A 21,194-nucleotide genomic window follows, 5' to 3' on the forward strand; every position below is an offset into this window, starting at 1 on the left:
GATTGGCCTTACCCTCGAAGGGTGGCCGCGCGCGGCCGAGCGCGCGAGGTGGCCCATCCCTCACCATGGCGGATCGAGAGATACGCGCGAGATACGAGCTCCTTGGTGCCGTCCACGACGCGCCGGTGAGCCTCTTCCGCGCGCTCGATCGCGTCACGGGCAAGGCCGTCGCGGTCAAGATTCTCCGCGGCGCTTCGAGCGATGACGCAGCGCGTTTCGCGCGCGAGACGAGCATTCTCGCGACCCTCGATCATCAGGCGATCGTGCGGTACCTCGACCACGGCACGACTGAGGCGGGCGAGCCGTTCCTCGTGATGGAGTGGCTCGACGGCTTCACGCTCGCCGAGCGCCTCGCCGAGCCTGCGCCCCTCACGTTCTCCGAGTCGATCCTCATCGCCACGCGCGTCGCCGAGGCGCTCGAGGCCGTGCACGCGCTCGGGATCGTGCATCGCGACGTGAAGCCGGAGAACGTGCTGCTCGTCTCGCGAAGGCCCGACGACGCGCGCCTGCTCGACTTCGGCATCGCCCGCGCATCGAGCCCCGCGCGCGCCTTGACGTGCGACGGGCTCGTCGTCGGCACGTTCGGGTACATGGCCCCCGAGCAGGCGCGCGGTGCGGGCGAGATCGATGCGCGGACCGACCTCTTCGCGCTCGGCTGCCTGCTCTTCGAATGCGTCGCGCGGCGCCGGCTTTTCGCGGGCGCGACCGAGGGCGAGGTCCTCTCCTCGGTGCTCTACACGGCCGCGCCGCGCCTCTCCACGATCGTGCCGGGCGTGCCTCCTCTGCTCGACGATCTCGTCGCGCGCCTGCTCCACGAAGACCCGGCGTCGAGGCCGCAGAGCGCGGCCGCCGTGCTGCGCGCGCTCGCCGCGATCGACGTCGACGAGCCCATCTCGGAAAGGCCTCCGGGCGCGCCGCCTGCGCTCACCGAGCGTGAGGTGCGCACGCGTGATGTCACGGCGGCGCAGATCTTCGGCGAGGCGTCTGCCTCGCTCCTCGACAGGCCGTTCGTGGGCCGGGAGCGCGAGCTCGGGGCGCTGCTCTCCGCGCTCGAAGCGTGCCTCGAAGAGGTATCGCCGCGCGCGGTGCTCGTGACGGGCCCGCCGGGCATCGGCAAATCGCGGCTCGGGCGCGAGCTCGTGCGCGAGGTACGCCGCCGCGGGATCACGAACGTGGCGATCTCGCGGGCGGGGCGCTCGACCGTTGATGCCTCGGTCGATTGCGCCGAGGCGCTCGCCATGGCCCGCGCCGGCCGCCCGGCGATCGTCGTCGTCGACGACCTCCAGGGGTGCGACGCGCGCTCCGTCGCCGCGCTCGGCGACGTGCTCGGCGAGCTCCACGATTGCCCGCTCTTCGTGCTTGCTCTCGCGCGGCCCGAGCTCTTCGACGAGTTCGGCCACACGGCCGCCGTCACGTTCACGCAGGTCATGCCGCTCGCGCCGCTGCCGCGCAAAGCCGCGGTCGAGCTCGCGCGCGGCTGGCTCGGCGATCGGGCCGAAGCCGCGCGTGTCGACCGCCTCGTCGAGCGCGCCGCGGGTCTGCCGCTCGTGCTCGAAGAGCTCGCGCGCGCCGAGCTCGAAGGGCGCGGCGACGAGCTACCGACCTCGGCGCGTTCGCTGCTCGAGACGCAGATCGGCGCGCTCGACGCCGAGGCGCGGCGCACCCTGCGCGCGGCCAGCATCTTCGGCGACGTCTTCTGGTCGGGTGGCCTCTCGGCGCTGCTCGGCCACACGCGCACGACGACCGAGAGCGGCCGGCTCCGTGTGCTCGTCGATCGGGGCTTCGTCGTACCGCACGCGGGCAGCCGTTTTCCCGGCGAGCAGGAACTCGCGTTCCGCCACACGCTCGTGCGGGAAGCGGCTTACGGCATGCTCACCGAGGCCGATCGCGCGCTCGGGCACGCGCTCGCGGCGGCGTGGCTCGAGCAGAAGGGCGAGCGGGACATCATCCTCGCCGAGCATTTCCACCATGCCGGGGATCGCGCCCGCGCCATGCATCACGCCGAGCGGGCTGCGCGGGCCGGGGACGGCCACTTTCGTCGGGGGCCCATCCGCTGGTAGCATCGATCGGGATGACGGACGCGCACGGCAAGCGGCAAGCTCTCCTCGTCGCCGTCGCTGGGAAACCGGAATCGGCGCCGCGCGTCGTCTCGCCCCTCTCGCGCCTCGCGCGCGGCGCGCGCATCGTGCCCACGACCGCGGCCGAAGCGCAGAGGCGCGCGCCCGATCTCGCGGCCAAGCTCGCGGGCGATGGCGGCTGCCTCGTGCTTGGCGACGACGTATCGGAAGAGGCCGCGCGTGCGCTCGTCGTGGGGGCGCCCGGCGTGCGGATCGTCGTCCCCGCGGCGCTCGCCGAGGCGCTTCGGGACACGGCTTCTCCCGACGTGATCGACGCGGGCGCGCTCGTCCTCGAACCGATGTTCCTCGCGCTCGTCGAGGAGGCGCGGCGTGAATCGATGGGCGCGCTCGTGGGTTTGTCCGTGCGCTCGCCGGCGGGCCGCCGCGTGCGGCGCGCGGCCTCCACGCGCACGCCGTTCGTCGCGGGCGCGCGCATCCCGTTCGAGCTTCCGGCGGATGCTGCGGCGCGGATCGCCCGCCTTGCCGCGGGCCCGTTCGCGCTCGCGGACGCGGTCGTCCCGGGCGCGGCGCGTGGGCTCGAAGTCACCGAGGTCGTCGCGCTCGCGGGTGCGGATCGGCTCGTTTGCCACGCGCGTATCGGCGACGTCGTCGTCGAGGTCGACCTCGACGAGGAGATGCAGGGCGAGGGCCCGCTCGAAGTCGAGGCTGTCATGCGGCGCGGGACATTGGTTTGTCGCTGGAGCAAGCAGGGCGCATCGCTCACACGAAAGGCGCTCCTCCGGGACGGCCCCGTGCGGCTCGACGTCGTCCCGAGCCCCTTCGAGGTCGCGACGCGCCACGCCCTTTCGGCGCCTCGTATTGCAGACGCGCCCTCGCCGGCCTCGCTTGCCGGTGCCGCCGCGTCCGTCGCCATCGCGCGGGCGAGCCTCGAACGATATGCGACACGCGCGACGAAAAGGCCGCTCGAAATGGTCCTCGTGCACGTCCCGCGTTATCGCAACAGCTACGACGAGCTGGAATTGCCCTCGCTCGCGGCCGCGCGGCTCGCGGCGTTCACCCGCGGCCACGGTTTTTCCACGCACATCCACGACCTGCAAATCACGCACGCCGACGATCGGCTCGATTGTTTCGTAGACGATACCGCGGTCGACGGCTGGCTCGCGGGCGCCGAGAGCCCCGCGGTCGCGGCGGCGGCCGAGCACCTGTGGAATTCCTTCGGCCCGGAGCTCGTGCGCGCCGCCGAGGCCGGCCGCCGCGCGCTGGTCGGGTTTTCCATCGTCGATTACTTCGGCCATTTCCAGATGAACATCGCGGCGTGTCTCGCGCGCCTCGTCAAGGAGCGGACGGGTTTTCCCACGGTCCTCGGCGGCGAGCGGGATCAGGTAAACGGTGATCGCGCGCTCGGCACCGAAAAGACCTTCGATTACGTGGTCGACGGCGACGGCGAGATCCCGCTCCTCGGCCTCCTGCACCTCGAAGCGTACCGGGATCGCCGCGCGGCCGACATTCCAGGCGTCTGGTCCCGCGAGGGCGAGAGCGTCACGAAAAACAAGCTCGTCCGCTCGCACCTCAACGCCATGCCGCGTCCCGACTTCGACGACGTCCCGTTCGAGCTGTACCGCGGCAAACCCACCGAGCGCCTCCTCGCCGCCCTTGCGCGGGACGGCCTCTACCATGGCGAGCCCATCGAACCCTTCGCGTATCTCCCTTATGGATTCGTGAAGGGCTGCACCGCGAAATGCGAGTTCTGCAGCGCGAAGGAATGGCTCGACGTCCAGTCGCCCGAGAAGACCGCGGACGAGCTCATCCAGCTCTCCGAGCGCTACGGCGTCCGGGACTTCATGTTCCTGAACAACCTCGTCAACGTGAGCCCGCGCCTGCTCGAACGCCTTTGCCGGCGGCTCGTCGATTCGAAGGCCGGCCTGCAATGGACCGACTCCTGCCGCCCCACCGACATCTCCGCCGAGCTCGCCGCGCTCATGCGTGAATCCGGCTGCCTCCTGCTCAATTACGGCGCCGAGAGCGGCAGCGACAAGATCCTCGAATTGATGAAGAAGGGCCTGCTCTCGCGGGACATCATCGAGACGCTGCAGAACACCCACAAGGCCGGCATCATCAACCGCGTCAATTTCATCTCCGGTTATTTCCACGAAACCGAGGAGGACGTCGACGCGACGGTGCGGCTCGTGGAGACGCTCGCCGAGGAGATCGACATCGTCGGCTGCTTCCAGGGGTTTTACCTGTTCCCCGGCATGGGCGTCGACCCCGAGGCGGCCGGCATCGTGCTCCGCCCAGGCTTCGACCGATTGAAGACGGGGCAGGTGACGCTCGCGTACGACGAGATCGGTGGGTTGAAATGGGAGGACAAACGCGACGTGATCGATGCGTCGCGCAATCGAATCCTCGCCCGCATGGGCGACCTCGGCATCCGCACGCTCGACAAGATCAACGAGTACGATCTTTTCTGGATGTCACGGCGCTACGACAAGGAGACCGTGACGAAGTATCTGCTCGAAATCCCGCCGCGGCCGGTGGGGCGACGCAATCAAGCGGCAATTCCCCCCGGCGGCCAGCGCGGGCGCGTGGACGCAATGCCCGGCGGCTCGGGATATCTCGGCTGAGGGTTACCCGGACGAACCACCAAACGGCAAGAGCACGCCGAGCCGCGGCGTGGTTCGTCCGAGGCGACGGTTAAACGAGGCGCCGCGCACCTCGAAGGCGTCGTCCGTGCACACGAGCGCGCCGCCGCCCTCGAAAAGCGCCCCGAAAAGTTTCCGTGCGAAAAGCTCGCCTTCGGGATCGAGCGAGGCCGGGGCGGGGAGGAAACGCGCGGATTCGAAGGTGATCGCGGCGCCGTCGATCTGGGCGCCTTCGAGTGCGACGGCGCGTGCCTCGTCGAGGTAAAGCACGGGCCGCGCGAGCGCGCGGGTGAGCGGCTCGGACTGGTCGCGCGGGAGTGATGCGACGACACGCGCGGCCACGGAAGCGGCGCGCTCGCAGCCGAACGAGCACGGGGTGAAGGGGACGACGCGCCGCACGGCCACGTCGAGCAGCGGATGAAAGGACGCGCCGAGCGCGCGGGTGCGCGCGGCCGTGACGTACACGAGCGCCGCGTTGTTCCGGCGATCGGCGAGCGCCACGAACGCGGCCGTGCAGCAGGGCGGATACCCGAGCAGCTCGCCGATCGCGGCCGCGTTCCGGGACGAACCCTGCTCCCAGAGCGAAGCCGCGCGCGCGGCAAGATCCGGGTCCGTCGAGAAAAACACATGCACGGTCGCCTCGCCGGAGGCGCCTTCGATGCGCCGGCCCGTCGCGCCCTCGACCGCGAGTGGCAAAGCCTCCGCGCGCGCGAGGGCCATCGCCGCGCCCGGGTGCCGCGCGCGCACGGCATCGAGCGAGCGAGCGGGGACGACCAGATAAAGCACGGGTTTGTCCCCGTTCGTGAACGCGACCTCCTCCAGGTTCTCGGACAAACCCGGCACGGGCGCGTCCATCGGCAGCGGCTCCGCGGCCTCGGCGGCTTCTTCCCAGGCGGCATCGACGTCGAGCCCGATCGTCGCCGCCTGCCTGCTTTTCCCCGTCGTCGCACGCACGGCCGCTTCCCACGCAGTGACCTCGGGCGCGCCCACCTGAACACGCTCGCTCGCCGCGCGCACGCGCTCGTATCCGCGCGTGTCGTCGTGCACGAAGAGCTCGCGCCCGAAGCTCCGCGCCCGCGCGGCGAGCTCTTTTTCGTACGCTTCCACGAACGCGCCGCGGCGCAGGACCACGGCTTTCACGCCCCGCTCGAGGCACAAGCTCGCGCGAAAAAAACCTTCGTCGCCGCCCGAGGTCACGACGGCCGCGCGTGGGCTCCGGGCGAGGAGCGCCTCGATGGCTTCGAGGCCCGAGCCTTCGGGCTCGACGAGCACATCCCCGTCCGCCGCCGCGAGCGAGACTTCGCCTTTGCCGAGGAGGATGACGGGCTGCCGCACCCGGTGTAGCCTACGGGCTTCCGGGCCCCGATGCGATCCTTGCCGCTCGTTCGCGAGGCGGGTGTGCCGCCCCTTTCCTTGTCTGCCCAAGATGCGCGCGGCGAAGGCGCGCTCCCGGCGGCCATCCTCAGCCTGCACAGCCACCGCGATCGGTCGTTCCTCGATGACGTGGGCCTGCACCACATCGCGGGCGCCATGCGCGCCGCGGGGCTTTCGGGCGACCTCGTCGTGGCGCACCTGCCGCGCGGCGCGGAGACGGAACCGAGCGCCGCCTGGGACGCGCTCGTCCGCGCGCTTCGCCCCTATCCGACGATCCTTTACGAGCGGCTCTGGAGCGCGGCGATCGTCACGCGGCTCGCCCGCGAATTGCCCGACGCCACGTTCGTCCGCCTCGTCGGCGAGCACGACCTCTCGGACGCGCCGGCGAACCACGTTTGTCCGGCAGAACCGAAGGCCGTGGTCGCGCTCCTCTCCGCGCTCGCGGGCCGCTCGGCGCCCAGCGAGCTGCCGCGTTATGCGCCGCTGCTCCGACCCGTGTACGCGACCGAGGACGCGCGCCCGCGGTTCCCGTCGTTTCCGATCACGGGCAACACGGGCTGCCCGTACCAGGCCGACGCGCGGGAAAACCCGCTTTATGCGGGCACGACGATCCCCGAAGGCGCGGGCCGCGGTTGCGCGTTCTGCACCACGGGCAACCATTACGAGCACAAGTCGCGCGACGAGGCGCTCGCCTGGGCCCTCGTCCAGCTCCGGTATCTGCGGGCGAACGCGCCGGAGATCCAGGCGCTCGTCCTGCGCGACCAGAACCCGTTTTATTACCTCACCGAGCTCGTCGAGGCGGCCGAGGCCGAAAAGCTCGGGCCCTTCACGCTGCTCATCGAGTCCCGCGCCGACTGGTGGCTCCAGAACACGGCCCGCTTCACGCGCGCGCTCGCGTCCGCGCGGCGCTCGTCGATCCGCCTCGCGCCTTTCCTCGTCGGCGTGGAGAACTTCTCCCAGCCCGAGCTCGATCGTTTCAACAAAGGCGCGACGCAGGAGACGCTCCTCCGCTTCCTCGAAGCGCTCCGCCGCTGGAACACCGAATACACGCCCGCGATGGACCTCTCGCACGCGGCCTTCGGCTTCATCCTGTTCACACCGTGGACCACGATGGACGACCTCCGGACAAACCTCGCGTGCATGAGGCGAACCGGCATGCACGAGCTCCGCGGCCACCTGCTCCTCTCGCGCGTGCGGCTTTATCCCGACACCGCGCTCTACTGGCTCGCCGAGCGCGACGGCCTGCTCGCCGACACGTACGACAGCCCCGAGGACGACGCGAGCGCGCGTTATGGGTATCTGCCCGCGCGGCCGTGGCGGTTCCAGGACAAACATGTGCACCGCGTCGCCGACCTCGCCGCCGCTTCGATCCGCCGAAGTGGGGGGCGCGACGAGCTCACGCTCTTCGAGACGCTGCTCGCGCTCGTCTCGTCCGCGGCCGATCCGGCGCTCCTTTCGGTCGACGACATCGAGCGCGCCATGGCCGCGAAGGGCCACGCGCGCGGGCGCGACGTGGCCGGGACGAACGGTGTCGTCTTTCGGGATCCGCCGAGCGTCGAGAACGAGGCGGCCGAGAAGAAACGCGCGCTCGCGCGGGTGCTCGTGAACGCGCCGTCGCTGCCCGTGGACCTGCCCGCGTTCGGGCTCGCGCTGCTCGACGTGAATGCGGACAAACATCACGTGGAGCTCGTGCTCGGCAAACGTGATCCCGTCGCGCGCCTCAGGCTCGGCTGGGACAAGGCCGCTGGCATTGCCACGGTGGAGGTTTGTCCGAGCGTACCCGAGGCCGCGCGATGGTCGAAGGCGTTCGAGGCGATGGCAGCGCGGCTCGTCGTGGCGACGACGAAAGAGCGATGGGAGCGCGCTTCGGCGATCGCAAAGGAGCTCACGCGGCTGCCCGTCGGCGTGCCGCTTGGCTTCTTCCGCCAGATCGTCGCCGGCGTCGAGCCGCTCGAAGGTATCGTGCGGACGGGCTTCGGTTGCAACCAGGACTGCGGCATGTGCTGGCAGGGCCGCGATTGGGGGCGCTACGGGCCCGAGCAGGTCGTTCGATGGATCGAGGACCTATGGACGGCCGGCGCGCGTTCGCTCATCGTCTCGGGCGGCGAGCCCATGCTCGACCCGGAGCTCATTCGTTATGTGGAGCGGGCGCGCGCGCTCGGTTTTACCGGGGTGACGCTCGAGACGAACGCCATCCAGGCGAGCAAGCCAGGGTATGCCACGCGCCTTGCGAACGCGGGCGTCACGCAAGCGTTTGTCTCGCTCCATAGCGGAGACGCGAAGGTGTCGGACGCCATCACGCGAGCGCCCGGCACGCACGAGCGTACCGTGCGGGGCATCCATGCGCTGCTCGACGCGGGCATCCCGATCGTGCTGAACGCCGTGACCACGGCCGAGGGCATCGATGAGCTCGGCGCGCTGCCCGATTTCATCCACGACACGTTCGGCCGCCATCCGAAGCTCCTGCACCTCATGATCTCGTACCCGACGATGCCGTTCGATCGTGCGCTCGTCCGGACGATCGTGCCGGATCCCGAGCGCCTGCGCACAGCGCTCCGCAAAGCGCTCGATCGCGCGTTTGTCCTGGGGATCGTGGTGCGCGGGCTCGATGGGCCGTGCGGCCCGCCGCTCTGCGCTTTCGACGCCGACGAACGGTTCATCTCGGGCAAACCCATCCCCGGGCCGGTCGAGTTTCGCCGGAAGGTCCCCGCGTGCGACCGTTGTGCCGTGAAATCGGCGTGCTTCGGCGTTCGGCACGTGGACGTCGAGCGCTTCGGGGAAACGTGTGTCACGCCGATCGAGATGCGTTCGTCGCGGTCGACCTAAAAAAATCGGGGCCACCTTTCAGGGCGGCCCCGATTTCGGGATCGGTCGAGATACGTGCGTCGGGATCAGCGTTTACGCAGACCGAGCTGCACCTGGAGCTGCCGGCGGAGCTTGCGGACCTGATCGGTAGGCAGCTTGCGAACGAGCTCCGCGGCGTGCGCGCGCTCGTCCTCCGCGGGGAAGGTCAGCAAGTAGAGCGGCGGCAGCGAGAGCCCCCGGGCGAGCCGGGAGATCGTCTGGATCGTGATGGCAGCGAGCCCGTGTTCGACGCTGGAAAGGTGTCCTTTTGACAGCTCGCTCGCGTCCGCGAGCTCGGCCAGGGACATGCCTCGTTCCAGACGAAGCTCACGGATGCGGCCACCCACCTGCGTTGCAAAAGGATCCGGTACGGTTCGTCGCGGCATGGCGTTTCTTTCGGGACGTCCTCACGGACGACCCCGCCGGCCCTCCTCGTGCCGGATCAAGTAAGTGGTTGATTGCTGAGCCTGGAACCTGGTTTGTCGTCGGGCGGGCGCAGGCCCCACGTCCACCCTGTTATGCTTTTGGGCGAGCACGACCCTACTATGCACTGTTCCGACGAACCTGGGCACTGGAAAATACGGTTTTATTGCAGTTACCAGCCCCGAGACACGTTTGTCATAGGAGCTAGTTGATGTAAGATGTGTTACATGTTGATGCATGCGCGCACGCTCCCCTCCCGAGGCGAACGGCTCGCCTCGAAGGCCGGCAGACACGCGCAAAACGCGAGCAACCACGCGCGTCTTCCCGGAGATCTCGATGATGCGGCGCGTGCACACGATGACGCGCCGGCGGCGATGACGTGATCGTTATGATCGGTTCGGCCGAACCCTCGCCCCCCACGAGCGAAGGACGCACCCAAAGCGACCCCCGCGGGCTTCGAGGGTTTCGTTCGAGACGCGAGGGGTGCGAAAAGAACGTAGCAGTCGGACAGACGCTTCCGCGTCGCCGGGGGCCGTGAATGGCGAGCGGTTCAGCCGGTAGGGCCAGCCGAGGCGCGCGGCAAGATGCGGCGGAGACGGGTCGCAATCTCCATGACGGCCGCCTCGCCCTTGACCGAGCCCTCGATGCGTCGATCCGAGGCGGTGCCGTCTTCGTTTGGCGCGACAAATAAGGGGATGAGCCGCGACGTGTAACCGGCGACCGCGAGCCGCTCGGCGTCACGATCGAGGTCGAACTCCAGGATCCGCAGGCGCGGAAAGATGTCGTCGAGCTCCCCCTTCTCGGCCGCGTGATGGAACCTTTGGCAGGGCTCGCACCACGTCGCGCCCACGTAGACGAGCAGATCTCGTCCGTCCTTGCGAGCGCGCTCGATCTCGCGCCGCACGGTCGTCGCGACGTCCTCCCCCTCGGTCGCACGGACCCACTCGACACGTCCCTTCGACGCGGCGGATGCAGCCGGCTTGGCTTCGGGCGTGGGGGTTTGGTCGTTCGAACATCCCATCGCGCCCAGGATCGCGGCCACGGAGAACAACAGCGCCGAATATTTCCACTTCGAGGCGGCCTTCATCCGTCGCAATGTATCAGCGCAGGAGCGAGACGCGGACAGGGGCTTTTCGGATCCCAGCGAGCGCGAGGGTGGCGTTGCGGATGAGGCGCTCGTTCGGCTCGAAGCGGAAGTGGAGGACGGCGCGGCCGCCACGTACGTCGAGATCGGGGATGTCGAAGGCGGCGACAGCGAGCAGCGCCTTGCGCACGGCGGGTCCGAACAGGCTCTTTGCGACGTCAGCCTCGGCTTCGATGAGGAACAAATCATCGAAACGTTCGTCCCCGACCTCCGCCTCGCGCACGAGGCCGATCGCCTTGCCGAGGCCATGCAAAAGCGTCTGGGGACGAATCCGTAATGGTGGTGTTCCAGCGGCGACGGAGGTTGCGATGAAGACGTGGACCTCGGCCGGGGTCTCGTTGGGGGAGTAGGCGATCTGGGTGAGGATCGAGAAGGGCGCGTCGTGCGCGTGGAAGCGGGCGCGATAGGCGTACGCGGTCTGTTTCTCGACCTCGGCGTTCTTGTCGAGCGCGAGCGCGGCAAGGCGTAGCCCTCGTTCGGCGGCGTCGCAGGTCTCGACGACGATGTCGGCCTTGAAGAGGTCGATGAAGGGGCGCAGCGAGCCCGAGAGCTGCGGATCGGGCGCTTCTTGGGGGAGCGCGCGTTGCTCGTCTTCGAGGTCTGGCGCGAGCTCGATCGCGCGGTCGAGGGCGTCGCGATAAACGAGGAACGTGGCCTCGGCGGCGAGGAGCTCGGCCTCAGTGTTCGCCGGCAAGCGCGCGCGGGCGCGGCCGTCGCGGAGGGTTTCGGCGAGCTTTCGAGGCAGGTGCTCGAAGAGCGCGTCGGTGAGCATGGTCTCGCGTTCCTCGACCTCGCTCGCGAGGTCCTGCACGCGGGCACGCAAGCCCTGCAGCGGATCCCGATAAGCACCGTCGTTGCCGCGCACGTCGTGACGCGAGCGTAACCTTGCCAGGAGGCCTTGGGGAGGGGCATCCTCTCGGCCCATGGGTCGCGTCGACGACGTCAAATTCACGGCAAAACTCGGCGATCGGGAGCATTTTCCGGATCTCGAGGCGCTCGTTTATTGCAACCACGCGGCCATCTCGCCGCCGTCCTGGCCCGTGCGTCGCGCGATGCAAAACGCGATCGCGGACTGGGGAAAGCGCGGGTCGCAAGCCTTCGGGACCTACGGGGCCCAAAGGTCGCGGCTGCGTGAGAAGATCGCGCGGCTCGTGGGCGCGTCGGCCGAGGAGATCGCGTTCGTCCCGAACACGTCGTCGGGCGTGACGGCGATCGCGCTGTCGTTTCCGTGGAAGCGCGGTGATCGGGTGATCCTGTTCGAGGGGGAGTTCCCGGCGAACGTGACGCCGTGGCTGCGCGCGGGGGAGCTCTTCGGCGTTACGCCGGTGTTCCTGCCGCTTTCGGATTTCCAGGAGAGCGACGAGCGAGGGCTCGGGCGGCTCGCGGAGGAGCTCGCGAAGGGCGCGCGGCTCGTGGCGGTGAGCGCGGTGCAGTTCCGGACGGGGCTCAGGATGCCGCTCGGGGAGATGGCGCGGCTCTGCCACACGCACGGGGCGGAGCTCTTCGTCGACGGGATCCAGGCGACGGGCGCGGTGCCGGTGGACGTGCGCGCGCTCGGCATCGATTACTGGGCCTCGGGCGGGCACAAGTGGCTGATGGGGCCCGAGGGGACGGGGATGCTGTACGTGCGGAAGGAGCGCGTGGAGGCGCTCGAACCGTACGTCGCCGGATGGCTGAGCCACGAGGACGCGGTGCGCTTCCTGCTCGAAGGGCCGGGGCACATGCGGTACGACCGGCCGCTCAAGAAGCGCGCGGACGTGTTCGAGGTCGGCTGCATCAACGCGATCGGGCTCGTGGGGCTCGAAGCAGCGGTGGATGTCGTGGACGAGCTCGGCGTGGAGAAGATTTACGCGCACGTGGTGCGCTGGGGCGATGCGGTGGAGGCGGGGCTCGTGGAGCGAGGTTTCACGAGTCTTCGTGCGGCCGAGGCGAACCGGCGGAGCGGGATCCTCGCGGTGTTGCCGCCAAAGGACATCGACGTGGTGGCGCTTCACCGCGCACTGCTCGGCCGCGGGATCAGCACGGCGATCCCGGACGGCGTGCTGCGGTTCAGCCCGCACTGGCCAAACAACGTGGACGAGGCGGAGCAGGTGCTCCTGTCGATGGAGGACGCGCTCGCCGAGCTCAGGGGCGCGCCGCGGCCGCGCTCGGATGATTGGTAATCAAACGATCGGTGAGAGCTAGGGCCAGCCGATCGTCATGAACCGGACGCGGCCGGTGCCGCCGATGGCGTCGTCGCCGAAGAAGAGCGAGGTGCCCTCGCGGCCGGCGAACGAGGGGGAGACGTCCGCGTTGGCGCCGCCCGTGAGCGTGACGAGGGCCTTGAGCGGGCCAGGCGGCGCGCCAGGCGAGAGCTCGAACGCGTCGAGGATCATGCTGTCGCGGAGCGCCGAGGTGAGGACGCCGCGGCACTTCGAAGGGCCGCACGCGAGGGCCACGGAGGTGACCGCGCTCTGCTCCTCGCCGCGCACGAGGCGAGAGCTGCCGGCGAGGGTGCCGCGCTCGTCGAGGATGGCGATGCGCACGCCCGCCTCGGTTTCTTCGGGCTTTGCGTCGTGGGCGGCTTCCTCGATCCACGCGACGACCACGCGATCGCCGGCGAGCGCGATCGTGGGAGAGCGCGAGTGCCCGGGGGACGTGTAGAGGCGCGTCTCGGGGCCGACCTTCTGCAGCGTGCGCGTGTCGAGGCGGACGACGTGGATGTCGCCGGCACCCTCGTCGGGGTTTCCGCGCGCGTCGGACCACACGAGGAAGGTCTCCTTGCCGCGCACCGCGATCTGCACCTCGGTGGAGTCGCCGGGGGCCTCGGTGATGCGTCGGTCCTGGACGACCTTGCGCAGCGTGCGATCGACGCGCGCGGCGTAAATCTCGGCGTTGCCGTCGCGCGTGTCGACCCACGCGACGATGAAGCCGTCGTCGGTGCTCTTGCCCGGATCCGACGGAGGCGCGTAGGCGACGGCGACATCGGAGACCTCGCTCGGGACGCCGTCCTTGCTCGGCTTGCGCGCGATCGTGGTGAGCGGTTTTTGCGCGAGTTTGTCGCCCTCGGGGCCGAGCTTGGCGATCTGGACCTGCGCTTCGTTCTTGTCGCGCGCGGCCCAGACGAGCGCGCTTTCTTCGGTTTTGCCGCCCGGCGCGGAGGCGATCGCGACGCCGCCGATCGAGAGCGCGCGGCGGGAGAGGATCTGGGTTTTTCCGGGAACACCGGCCGCGGAGACGGGTCGCACGCCGACGGTGGCGAGCGGGTCGTCCTTGCGGGCAGGTTTGCCGCCGGCGCCGTCGTTGTTGCCTTCGATGAAGTAGGTGACCCACGCAGCAAGCGAGCCGCCGGAGGGGCGTTCCGTCGCGGCCACGCGGGCGAGGTGTTCGCCGTCGTAGAGGGCCGTGACGCCGAGCGGGCGCGGCGGGGTGTCGTCGGGATCGCGCGAGGCCGGCGCGCGCCACGGGCTTTGCCGCACGGGCAAGCCGACCGCCGCGAGCGTCGCCGGGGAGCCCTCGTTCGCCGCGAGCGTGGTGCAAGCGCCTGCCTGGCAGGACAAACCTCGCGTGAGGTAGGGGATGCCGTCGCTCGTCGCGAAGGCCTCGGCGCGCACCGGCTCGGCGGCGCGGACCTGGAGGTCGGGGCCGAAGCGCACGAACGTGGGCCAGATCGGCGCGTCCTTGGGCAGCGGGCCCGGCTCGCTCGACGCGGGCGCGAGCGTGAGCGCGGCGAAGCCGTCGCCGTCGGCGATGATGTCGGGCGGGCCGCTCGCGCTGAACACGAGCGTGGTGCGCTCGGCGCCGAGCTTGCCGTCGGGGTCCATCGTGGCGAGGTGGATGAGGCGTCCATCGCGCGGCGATCGCAGGAGATCCTCCCACGCGAGCAGCGCGCGTTTGCCCGCGCCTCCGCCCGAGACGAGCGAGACGAGCGCCTGCTCGCCGACGGGCGTGGTGGCGCGCTTCGGAGGCGTGACGATCTTGCCGCCGGGCTCGACGGCCGCGACGTACACGCTGGAGTCGATGTTGCGCACGTCGGTCCAGCCGATGAGCGTGCGGCCGCCCGCGCGGCCCACGATGATGTCGTTCTGCGCCGTGGCCTCGGGGTTCACGACGACGGGCGCCGAGACCTTCCCGGTGAAATCGACGTCGGCGTAGAGCACGCGGCCCACGCGGCCTTGCTCGGCCTGGTTCTGCGCGCCGCCCGCGCCGGCGACGACGCTCGCGATCGCGGCGCCGCGATCGGTCGCGACGAGGTCCCAGCCGAGGGCGTCGTGGGCGAGGACGACGGCGGGGGAGGGGGTTTTTCCGGGCGTCACGGGCGCCGCGAGCACGTCGGAGTGATCGTCGCGAGGAACCTCCCAGACGACGAGCGCCGAGCTCGGACCCGCCACGATCTGGACCCAGCTCACCTCGTCGGCGGACTGCGCGATCGTGACGGGCGCGCCACGCGCGGCGCCCGTGGCGTCGAGCGAGAGCAGCTTCACCGCGGCGTTGCTCTTCATGCCCTCGACCCACGCGGCGAGGTAGCCGTCGCCGACGGCCTCGACCGTCGCGACGGGAATCTCCGCCGCGGCGGGTCCGATGTCGATGGGCTCGGCCGTCCTCGGCTTTCCATCCGGCCCGCAAAGGCGCGTGAAGAGCCGGCCGCGCGCGTCGTAAAAGACGAGCATGTCCTCGCCGCGTCGCGCGACGTACGGCGCCGCGTTCTCGTTGTCGAGCCGCGCGATCACGTACGAGGGCAAGAGCGCCGGGCCCGGGATCGCGGCGGCGGGCTTGGGGTTTGCCGTGGGGCGGAGCGTGGTCTTCGGGCGCGAGGTGCGGGACTGCTTCGGAGGCGCGCCGCCGCAACCCAGCACGAGCGACGAGAGAGCCACGAGCGAGAGGGCGAACCGAGCGCGTGCCGTCGAGCTTCGCATGGTCGGACCATGCCAGAGCCGATCGAGGCAGGCCAGCGCCGAAGGCCCGCTTTTCAGACCTGGAGCGGAATGACTCGAAAGGGTTAAACGCTCTTGTCGGGCCCCCGAAGCGTGGCCTCGATCGCGGGCGGTTTGTCGAGCAGCGGCGGGCCGGACACGGGGAGCCACACCTCGAAGACCGCGCCGCCCTTCATCGCCTCGCGGTACGTGATCTCGCCGCCGTGCTCGAACACGATGCGCTGGACGATCGCGAGGCCGAGGCCGGTCCCCTTCTCCTTCGTCGTCGCGTACGCCTCGAAGAGCCGCGGCACCATCTCCGCCGGTACGCCCGGGCCGTTGTCGCGCACGACGATGCGGACTTTGTTGTCCGGTTGTGGCCCGATCGTCACGAGCACACGCGGGTCCGGACGCACGGCGCTCGCCGCGTCGAGGCCGTTCTGGATCAGGTTGGTCAAGACCTGCACCATCTGATCCCGATCAGCCATCACGTTCGGGATCGGCTCGGACGAAAGGTCGACCCGCCGCGTCCCCGTGCGCTCGACGCCTTCGCCCGCCGAGGCGTGCAGCGTGACCACGCCCTTCGCCACGGAGACGAGATCGATCGGCGCGGGGTTCGGCGGGGGCAGGCGCGCGAAGCGGGTGAACTCCGTGACGATGTTCGCGATCCGGTGGACCTCTTGAAGGACCGTGACCGTCGCCTCCTCGAAGTACTCGTCGAAGGCTGGATCTTCGCGGGCACGGAGCCTGCGGAGCGTCTCGACGGCGGCACGGATCGGGGCGAGCGGGTTCTTGATCTCGTGCGCGATCTGCCGCGCGACCTCGCGTTGCGCGGCGATGCGTTCCGTCGCGGCGAGGCGCCTGCGGATCGCGGCGAGCTCGGCGATCGTGCGGTTCCAGGCGTCGGCGAGGTCCGAGAGCTCGCGGCCCCCGCGCCCCTTCACCGTGCGCGGCGCGCCGGCCACGACCTCGCGCGTCTCGCGGGCGAGCTCGACGAGCGGTCGCGAGAGGCTTCGCGCGAGGACGAACGCGATCGCGAGGCCGAGGACGAGCGCGACGGAGCCGGCGAAGAGCATCGCGCGATCGAGCTTCGCGAGCGCGCCGTGGAGCTTGTCACGCGTGGCGATGGCGACGACGCGCAGGCCCGGGACCTCGGCGACGTCGATCGGACGGACGACGGCGTCGCCCGTCCCCTTCGCGCGATCCGGCCCTTCGACGCGCAGCTCGACGCCGTGCGAGGCGCCGATGCGCTCGAGGATCTTGCCGACGCGGCGCGCGCCGACGAGCCCGACCTCGACGCCGCCGCCCGAGCGCGCGCAGTGCACTTCGAGCGAGGCCTCGCCGCCCTTCGGATCGGGGCGGAGACGCGGCGCGCCGCCCGCCGGCGATCGCAAAAGCTTCGCGAGCTCGGGGGCCTTCGTGCCCGTGAGCGAGACATCCGAGGCGGCCAGGATCAGGCCCTTGTCCGTGACGAGCACGAGGTCGTCGAGCCCGAGCGCGCGCGCTTGATCCGGAACGAAATGCCGCATCGAGATGCGCGCATCCGACTCGAGCGCGGACTCGTCCCCCCGCGCGCGTTCGAGCAAGAGGTGCGCTTTGTCCACGAACGTATCGTGCGCGCAGAGCGGCCCGAGCAAGCCTTCGAGCGCGCGCGCTTCCCTCGCGAGCTCGCGACGAACGCCCACCGCGGCGGCCTCGATCCGGTCCTCGAAATCGCTCTCGATGATCTGACGCGAGGCGTCGCGCAGCGACAGACCCACGAGCGCCGCGGCGAAGATGGCGACGAGGCCGAAGGCGAGGAGCAGCCGGGCAGCGAGGGTCACAGGCGACGAGGCGTTGAAAGGGCCCGCATCATAAGCGCACCGGCGCTCTCGCGCCGCAACGTCCCTTGCGAGCGAGACTTCGCGTGGGCGAAAAATTCTCCACCCACGCCGTAGGGTGTCCAGGCCTGCCGACGTTCACCGAGTTCGGGGTTCCGAACATCAGCACATGGAGGTTCTTCCATGAGGAGACTCGTCGGCTTGCTGCTTCTTTCCGGGATGCTTGTGGGATGCGGCACGTTCATCGGCTCGAACGACCGTGCCCCGACCCGCAGACCTCCGCATCGTCGCGGATACGACAAGCCCTTCGGGACGTCGCCGGACTACAGCACGCCGGCGAAAAACGGCGCGGGGCAGGGGGATTCTCGGCGGACGGGCGGCGAGGGGGCCGAGGGGAGGGGCGGGTCCTAGGCCTCGATCGCGAGGAAATGATCCCTCTCCTTGCACCCGAGGCCCCGGCGCTCTTAACCTCGGCGAGCGTTCGCGTGTCGGCTCGGGCCTGCCTCTCGGCCGGAGCATCGTCCGACCCGCGCCACCCGCAAGCCGCTTCAGACCATGAACTCAAGGCAGCTCGGCCCCCCCGCCGTCGTCCTCGTCGCCGCCGTTCTCTTCGGCATCGGAACCAAGTCCTTCCTCAAGGACTTCACGTCCGAGCTCTTCTACCTGATAGGCCTCGTCGCCGCGGGCGCGGTCTTCGTCGCCAGCGCGTCCCAGGGCGCGAACGTCAAGCTCGGCGGGCTTGTCGACGCGCTGAAAGCCGCAGCCCGCGGCAAGAAGCCGGCGCTGCCCGAAGGCGTGACCGGAGAGCTCGCGGACGTCTACGAGGAGATCCAGCGTCTCTCGAAGAAGACCGCGGAACTCAATGAAGAGGTCGCGAAGCTCGAGCAGAACGCAGGCACGAGCAGCGTGAACGTCGACGAGGTGATCGAAGCCCTCGGTCGCGCCGCGGCTGGCGAGCGTCTGCGCGCTCCGGCCGGCGCGAAGCCCGACATGGCGCGCATCTACGCGGAGCTCTCGGGCGTCTCCGAGGTGGTCCGCGACGCGACGAAGGATGCGGACAAGAAAGTCCAGTTCGCCGAGGAGCGCGCGAACGTCGCGGAGCAACGCGCCGGCAGCGCCGAGCAGCGCCTCCAGTCGCTCGAGGCGCGGATCTCGGCCGCCGAGTCGCGCGCGATCGCCGCGGAGCAAGGGCTCGCCGCCGCCGAGCAACGCGCGCAGACCGCCGAGCAGCGCGAGACCCAGCGCCGCAGCGAGCTCACCGAGACGCTCGCGAACGTCGAGGCCGACGTCATCGACGCGGTCCAGCGCGTCGCCGAGGGCGAGCGCGTTCGTCCCCCGCCCGGTGCGAAGCCGGAGGTGGCCCGCATCTTCATGGAGCTCGCGTCGATCGGCGATCGCCTGACCCAGGCCGAGCAGCGCGAGCAGAAGCGCCGCGCCGAGCTCGCCGAGGCGATGCAGATCCTCGAGGGCGAGATCGTCAACGCCGTGCAGCGCGCCGGCGAGGGCGAGCGTGTTCGTGCGCCGGTGGGCGCGAAGCCCGAGGTCGCGCGGATCTACATGGAGCTCGCGTCGATCGGCGAGCGTCTCGCGGGCTCGGAGCAGCGCGAGCAGAAGCGGCGCGCGGAGCTCGGCGAGGCCCTCGGCGTCATCGACGAGTACCTGCCGCGGCTCGGCGACGGCCTCGGCACCGTGCTCACCTCGGCCGAGCAGGCGACGGCGCACGCGCGCGACATCAACGCCTCCCTGTCGACCTTCTCGCAATCGATCGAGATGCTCGCGACGAGCGCCGAAGAAAGCTCGTCGAGCATCCTCGAGATGACGGCGACGAGCGACGAGGTCGCCGAGAACGTCGGTGAGCTCGCGGCGAGCGTGCGCGAGACGGTCTCCTCGATCGAGGAGATGGCCTACTCGATCCGCGAGGTCGCGAAGAACGTCGACGGCCTGTCGCTGACGGCCGAAGAGACGAGCTCCTCGATGAACCAGATGGACGTGTCCATCGACCAGGTTCAGTCGAACGCGAACGAGACGGCGCGTCTGTCCGAGGAGGTCGCCATGGACGCCGAGAAGGGCGCCGAGGCGATCCTGAAGACGATCAGCGAGATCTACCGCATCAAGGAGTCGAGCCAGGAGGCCGTGAGCGTCATCTCGAACCTCGGCTTCCGCATCGAGGCGATCGGCCAGATCCTCGCCGTCATCGACGACGTCGCCGAGCAGACGAACCTGCTCGCGCTGAACGCCGCCATCCTCTCGGCCCAGGCCGGCGAGCACGGCAAGGGTTTTGCGGTCGTCGCCGACGAGATCAAAGAGCTCGCGGATCGCGCGGGCGGCAGCACCAAGGAGATCGCGGACCTCATCAAGACGATCCAGGCCGAGTCGAAGAACGCGATCGCCGCCGTCGAGCGCGGCGCGCACAACGTCGACCGCGGCGTGGAGGTCTCGAACGAGGCCGAGCGCGCGCTGAAGAAGATCCTCGACAGCTCGCAGAAGAGCACGAACATGGTGCGCGCCATCGCGCGCGCCACGGTCGAGCAGGCCAAGGGCTCGAAGCAGGTCACCGACGCGATCGGCCGCATCGCCGAGACCGTGCAGCAGATCGCCGCGGCCACGGCCGAGCAGGCGCGCGGCTCGGAGCTCATCATGAAGAGCGCCGAGAAGATGCGCACGATCACGCAGCACGTGGAGCGCTCGAGCCAGGAGCAAGCCCGCGGCGGTCGTCAGATGACGAGCTCGATCGAGCAGATCTCCGCGATGGTCAACAACCTGAACGCCTCGCAGCGCAACCAGAACCGCGGCTTCGAACAGCTCCTCGACGCCTCCAAGAAGATCGAGGAGGCGGCGCGTATTCAGGAGCAGACGATGCGCCAGCTCGGCAACGCCGTGGAGCGCGTGCGCCGGAGCATCGGCGCCTAGCGGCACGCGCGGCGAAGCCTTCCGCCGCGCGTTCGCCCGAGGATTCATGGCAGTCACGATCACGGTGCGGACGGGGGAAACGAGCGAGGAGCTCTCGCTCACCTTCGACATGCCGCGCGTGTTCATCGGCCGCGGCGAGGGCGCAGACCTCCGCCTCCCCGACCCCAGCGTCAGCCTCCGTCACGCCTCGATCCGGCAACGCGGCCACGAGTACGTGATCGTCGACGAGGGGAGCACGAACGGCACGGCCCTCGGCTCCGTGCTCCTGCCGCCGCAATCGCCACGCGTCCTCCGATCCGGAGAGCTCTTCCGCCTCGGCCGCGTGTGGCTCGAAGTGAAGATCGATCCGCTCGCGACCGCACGCGCGACGCCCGCGACGACGAAGGCGCTCGCACTCGAGCTCGTCACACGTGGGCCCGCCGCGCAGGGCGAGGACGCGGGCCCGAGGCTCGTCGTCGTCTCGGGGCCCGACGAAGGCAAGACGCTCGCGCTCACGGACGCGGGCAGGCGTTACGTGCTCGGCCGCGCGCGCGAGGTCGACCTCCCGCTCGACGATCCGGAGACCGCGTTCCGGCACGTCGAGGTGGGCCTCAAGGGCGAACACCTGCTCGTGCGGGACCTCGGCGCGAAGGCCGCGCTGCTCGAAGGCGCGCCGCTCGGCGCGACGGATGTCGCCTGGCGTGCCGGACAAACCCTCGCCATCGGCCGCAACGCCCTCGTGTTCGTGTATCCCGCGGCCGAGGCGCTCGCGGAGCTATCGCGGTGCGCGGACGAGCCGATGCGCCCCGAGGACGCGCCTCCGCCGCCTGTCGCGGAGGACGACACGCCTTCCGCGGCCGCCGCGCCCGAGCCCACGCCCGCCCCGGAGGACGCCTCGCGCCCGCTTCGGCCCGAGCGATCTGCCACGCCGGCGCCCGAGTCTGGCTGGAGCCTCACCGACGGTCTGGTGCTCGTCTTTGCGGCCTGCGTCCTCGTGCTCAGCGTCGTCGGGTTCTTCTGGTTGATCCGGCGTTAGGCGCTTGACGCCGCGACTCCGTGCGGGCCGGATGAAACGAGCGGCCGGACGGAGG

13 protein-coding genes are annotated in these 21,194 nt (G+C 70.2%); 7 read left to right on the forward strand and 6 right to left on the reverse strand.

Annotated features, from left to right (window positions below):
- Positions 1-65: 65 nt before the first annotated feature.
- Together KEG38_RS07115 and KEG38_RS07120 are read left to right on the forward strand one after the other, a co-directional pair.
- Positions 66-2,060, forward strand: coding sequence for a protein kinase domain-containing protein (locus KEG38_RS07115; RefSeq protein WP_272418314.1), 1,995 nt, complete (start codon positions 66-68; stop codon positions 2,058-2,060).
- A gap of 11 nt (positions 2,061-2,071) precedes the next feature.
- Entirely contained in the window at positions 2,072-4,699 is a 2,628-nt protein-coding gene (locus KEG38_RS07120; RefSeq protein ID WP_272418315.1) for a B12-binding domain-containing radical SAM protein, read from the forward strand.
- Between the two features lie 3 nt (positions 4,700-4,702).
- Here the strand turns inward: KEG38_RS07120 and KEG38_RS07125 are convergent, their stop codons facing one another.
- Positions 4,703-6,052, reverse strand: coding sequence for a hypothetical protein (locus tag KEG38_RS07125; protein ID WP_272418316.1), 1,350 nt, complete (start codon positions 6,050-6,052; stop codon positions 4,703-4,705).
- Positions 6,053-6,130: 78 nt separating this feature from the next.
- Between KEG38_RS07125 and KEG38_RS07130 the strand changes: the two genes are divergently transcribed.
- Entirely contained in the window at positions 6,131-8,917 is a 2,787-nt protein-coding gene (locus KEG38_RS07130; protein WP_272418317.1) for a radical SAM protein, read from the forward strand.
- Between the two features lie 65 nt (positions 8,918-8,982).
- Here KEG38_RS07130 and KEG38_RS07135 read toward each other — a convergent pair whose 3' ends face one another.
- The 3 genes from KEG38_RS07135 to KEG38_RS07145 form a co-directional block, all read right to left on the reverse strand.
- A complete protein-coding gene (locus KEG38_RS07135) occupies positions 8,983-9,321 on the reverse strand; it encodes a helix-turn-helix domain-containing protein (protein WP_271927784.1) in 339 nt (112 codons plus the stop codon).
- A gap of 587 nt (positions 9,322-9,908) precedes the next feature.
- Positions 9,909-10,445, reverse strand: coding sequence for a TlpA family protein disulfide reductase (locus KEG38_RS07140; protein WP_272418318.1), 537 nt, complete (start codon positions 10,443-10,445; stop codon positions 9,909-9,911).
- 13 nt (positions 10,446-10,458) lie between these two features.
- Complete coding sequence (locus KEG38_RS07145) at positions 10,459-11,367, reverse strand: hypothetical protein (protein ID WP_272418319.1); 909 nt, start codon at positions 11,365-11,367, stop codon at positions 10,459-10,461.
- A 58-nt stretch (positions 11,368-11,425) separates the two neighbouring features.
- Here KEG38_RS07145 and KEG38_RS07150 point away from each other — a divergent pair, with 58 nt between their 5' ends.
- Positions 11,426-12,664, forward strand: a complete 1,239-nt coding sequence (locus tag KEG38_RS07150; protein WP_272418320.1) for an aminotransferase class V-fold PLP-dependent enzyme — start codon at positions 11,426-11,428, stop codon at positions 12,662-12,664.
- An 18-nt stretch (positions 12,665-12,682) separates the two neighbouring features.
- Here KEG38_RS07150 and KEG38_RS07155 read toward each other — a convergent pair whose 3' ends face one another.
- Both KEG38_RS07155 and KEG38_RS07160 read right to left on the reverse strand, forming a co-directional pair.
- Positions 12,683-15,397 (reverse strand): TolB family protein, encoded by a 2,715-nt coding sequence (locus KEG38_RS07155; protein WP_272418321.1) that lies wholly within the window; start codon positions 15,395-15,397, stop codon positions 12,683-12,685.
- A gap of 83 nt (positions 15,398-15,480) precedes the next feature.
- Positions 15,481-17,217 (reverse strand): sensor histidine kinase, encoded by a 1,737-nt coding sequence (locus KEG38_RS07160; RefSeq protein WP_272418322.1) that lies wholly within the window; start codon positions 17,215-17,217, stop codon positions 15,481-15,483.
- A 180-nt stretch (positions 17,218-17,397) separates the two neighbouring features.
- On the opposite strand from KEG38_RS07160, the gene KEG38_RS07165 reads away from it, so the two are divergent.
- From KEG38_RS07165 to KEG38_RS07175, 3 genes are all read left to right on the forward strand, one after another.
- The gene (locus KEG38_RS07165) at positions 17,398-17,625 is read left to right on the forward strand and encodes a hypothetical protein (protein ID WP_272418323.1); all 228 of its coding nucleotides are present in this window, start codon (positions 17,398-17,400) and stop codon (positions 17,623-17,625) included.
- Positions 17,626-17,769: 144 nt separating this feature from the next.
- Positions 17,770-20,124, forward strand: coding sequence for a methyl-accepting chemotaxis protein (locus KEG38_RS07170; protein ID WP_272418324.1), 2,355 nt, complete (start codon positions 17,770-17,772; stop codon positions 20,122-20,124).
- A 46-nt stretch (positions 20,125-20,170) separates the two neighbouring features.
- A complete protein-coding gene (locus tag KEG38_RS07175) occupies positions 20,171-21,139 on the forward strand; it encodes an FHA domain-containing protein (RefSeq protein WP_272418325.1) in 969 nt (322 codons plus the stop codon).
- Positions 21,140-21,194: the final 55 nt, after the last annotated feature.

The organism is Polyangium jinanense (assembly GCF_028435265.1).
Taxonomy (GTDB): Bacteria; Myxococcota_A; Polyangia; order Polyangiales; family Polyangiaceae; genus Polyangium; species Polyangium jinanense.

Bases quoted from the DNA above. Each gene is read 5' to 3' on its own strand.
- KEG38_RS07115 (WP_272418314.1), top strand. From the start codon at position 66: ATGGCGGATCGAGAGATACGCGCGAGATACGAGCTCCTTGGTGCCGTC.
- KEG38_RS07120 (WP_272418315.1), top strand. From the start codon at position 2,072: ATGACGGACGCGCACGGCAAGCGGCAAGCTCTCCTCGTCGCCGTCGCT.
- KEG38_RS07135 (WP_271927784.1), bottom strand. From the start codon at position 9,321: ATGCCGCGACGAACCGTACCGGATCCTTTTGCAACGCAGGTGGGTGGC.
- KEG38_RS07140 (WP_272418318.1), bottom strand. From the start codon at position 10,445: ATGAAGGCCGCCTCGAAGTGGAAATATTCGGCGCTGTTGTTCTCCGTG.
- KEG38_RS07150 (WP_272418320.1), top strand. From the start codon at position 11,426: ATGGGTCGCGTCGACGACGTCAAATTCACGGCAAAACTCGGCGATCGG.
- KEG38_RS07155 (WP_272418321.1), bottom strand. From the start codon at position 15,397: ATGCGAAGCTCGACGGCACGCGCTCGGTTCGCCCTCTCGCTCGTGGCT.
- KEG38_RS07165 (WP_272418323.1), top strand. From the start codon at position 17,398: ATGAGGAGACTCGTCGGCTTGCTGCTTCTTTCCGGGATGCTTGTGGGA.
- KEG38_RS07170 (WP_272418324.1), top strand. From the start codon at position 17,770: ATGAACTCAAGGCAGCTCGGCCCCCCCGCCGTCGTCCTCGTCGCCGCC.
- KEG38_RS07175 (WP_272418325.1), top strand. From the start codon at position 20,171: ATGGCAGTCACGATCACGGTGCGGACGGGGGAAACGAGCGAGGAGCTC.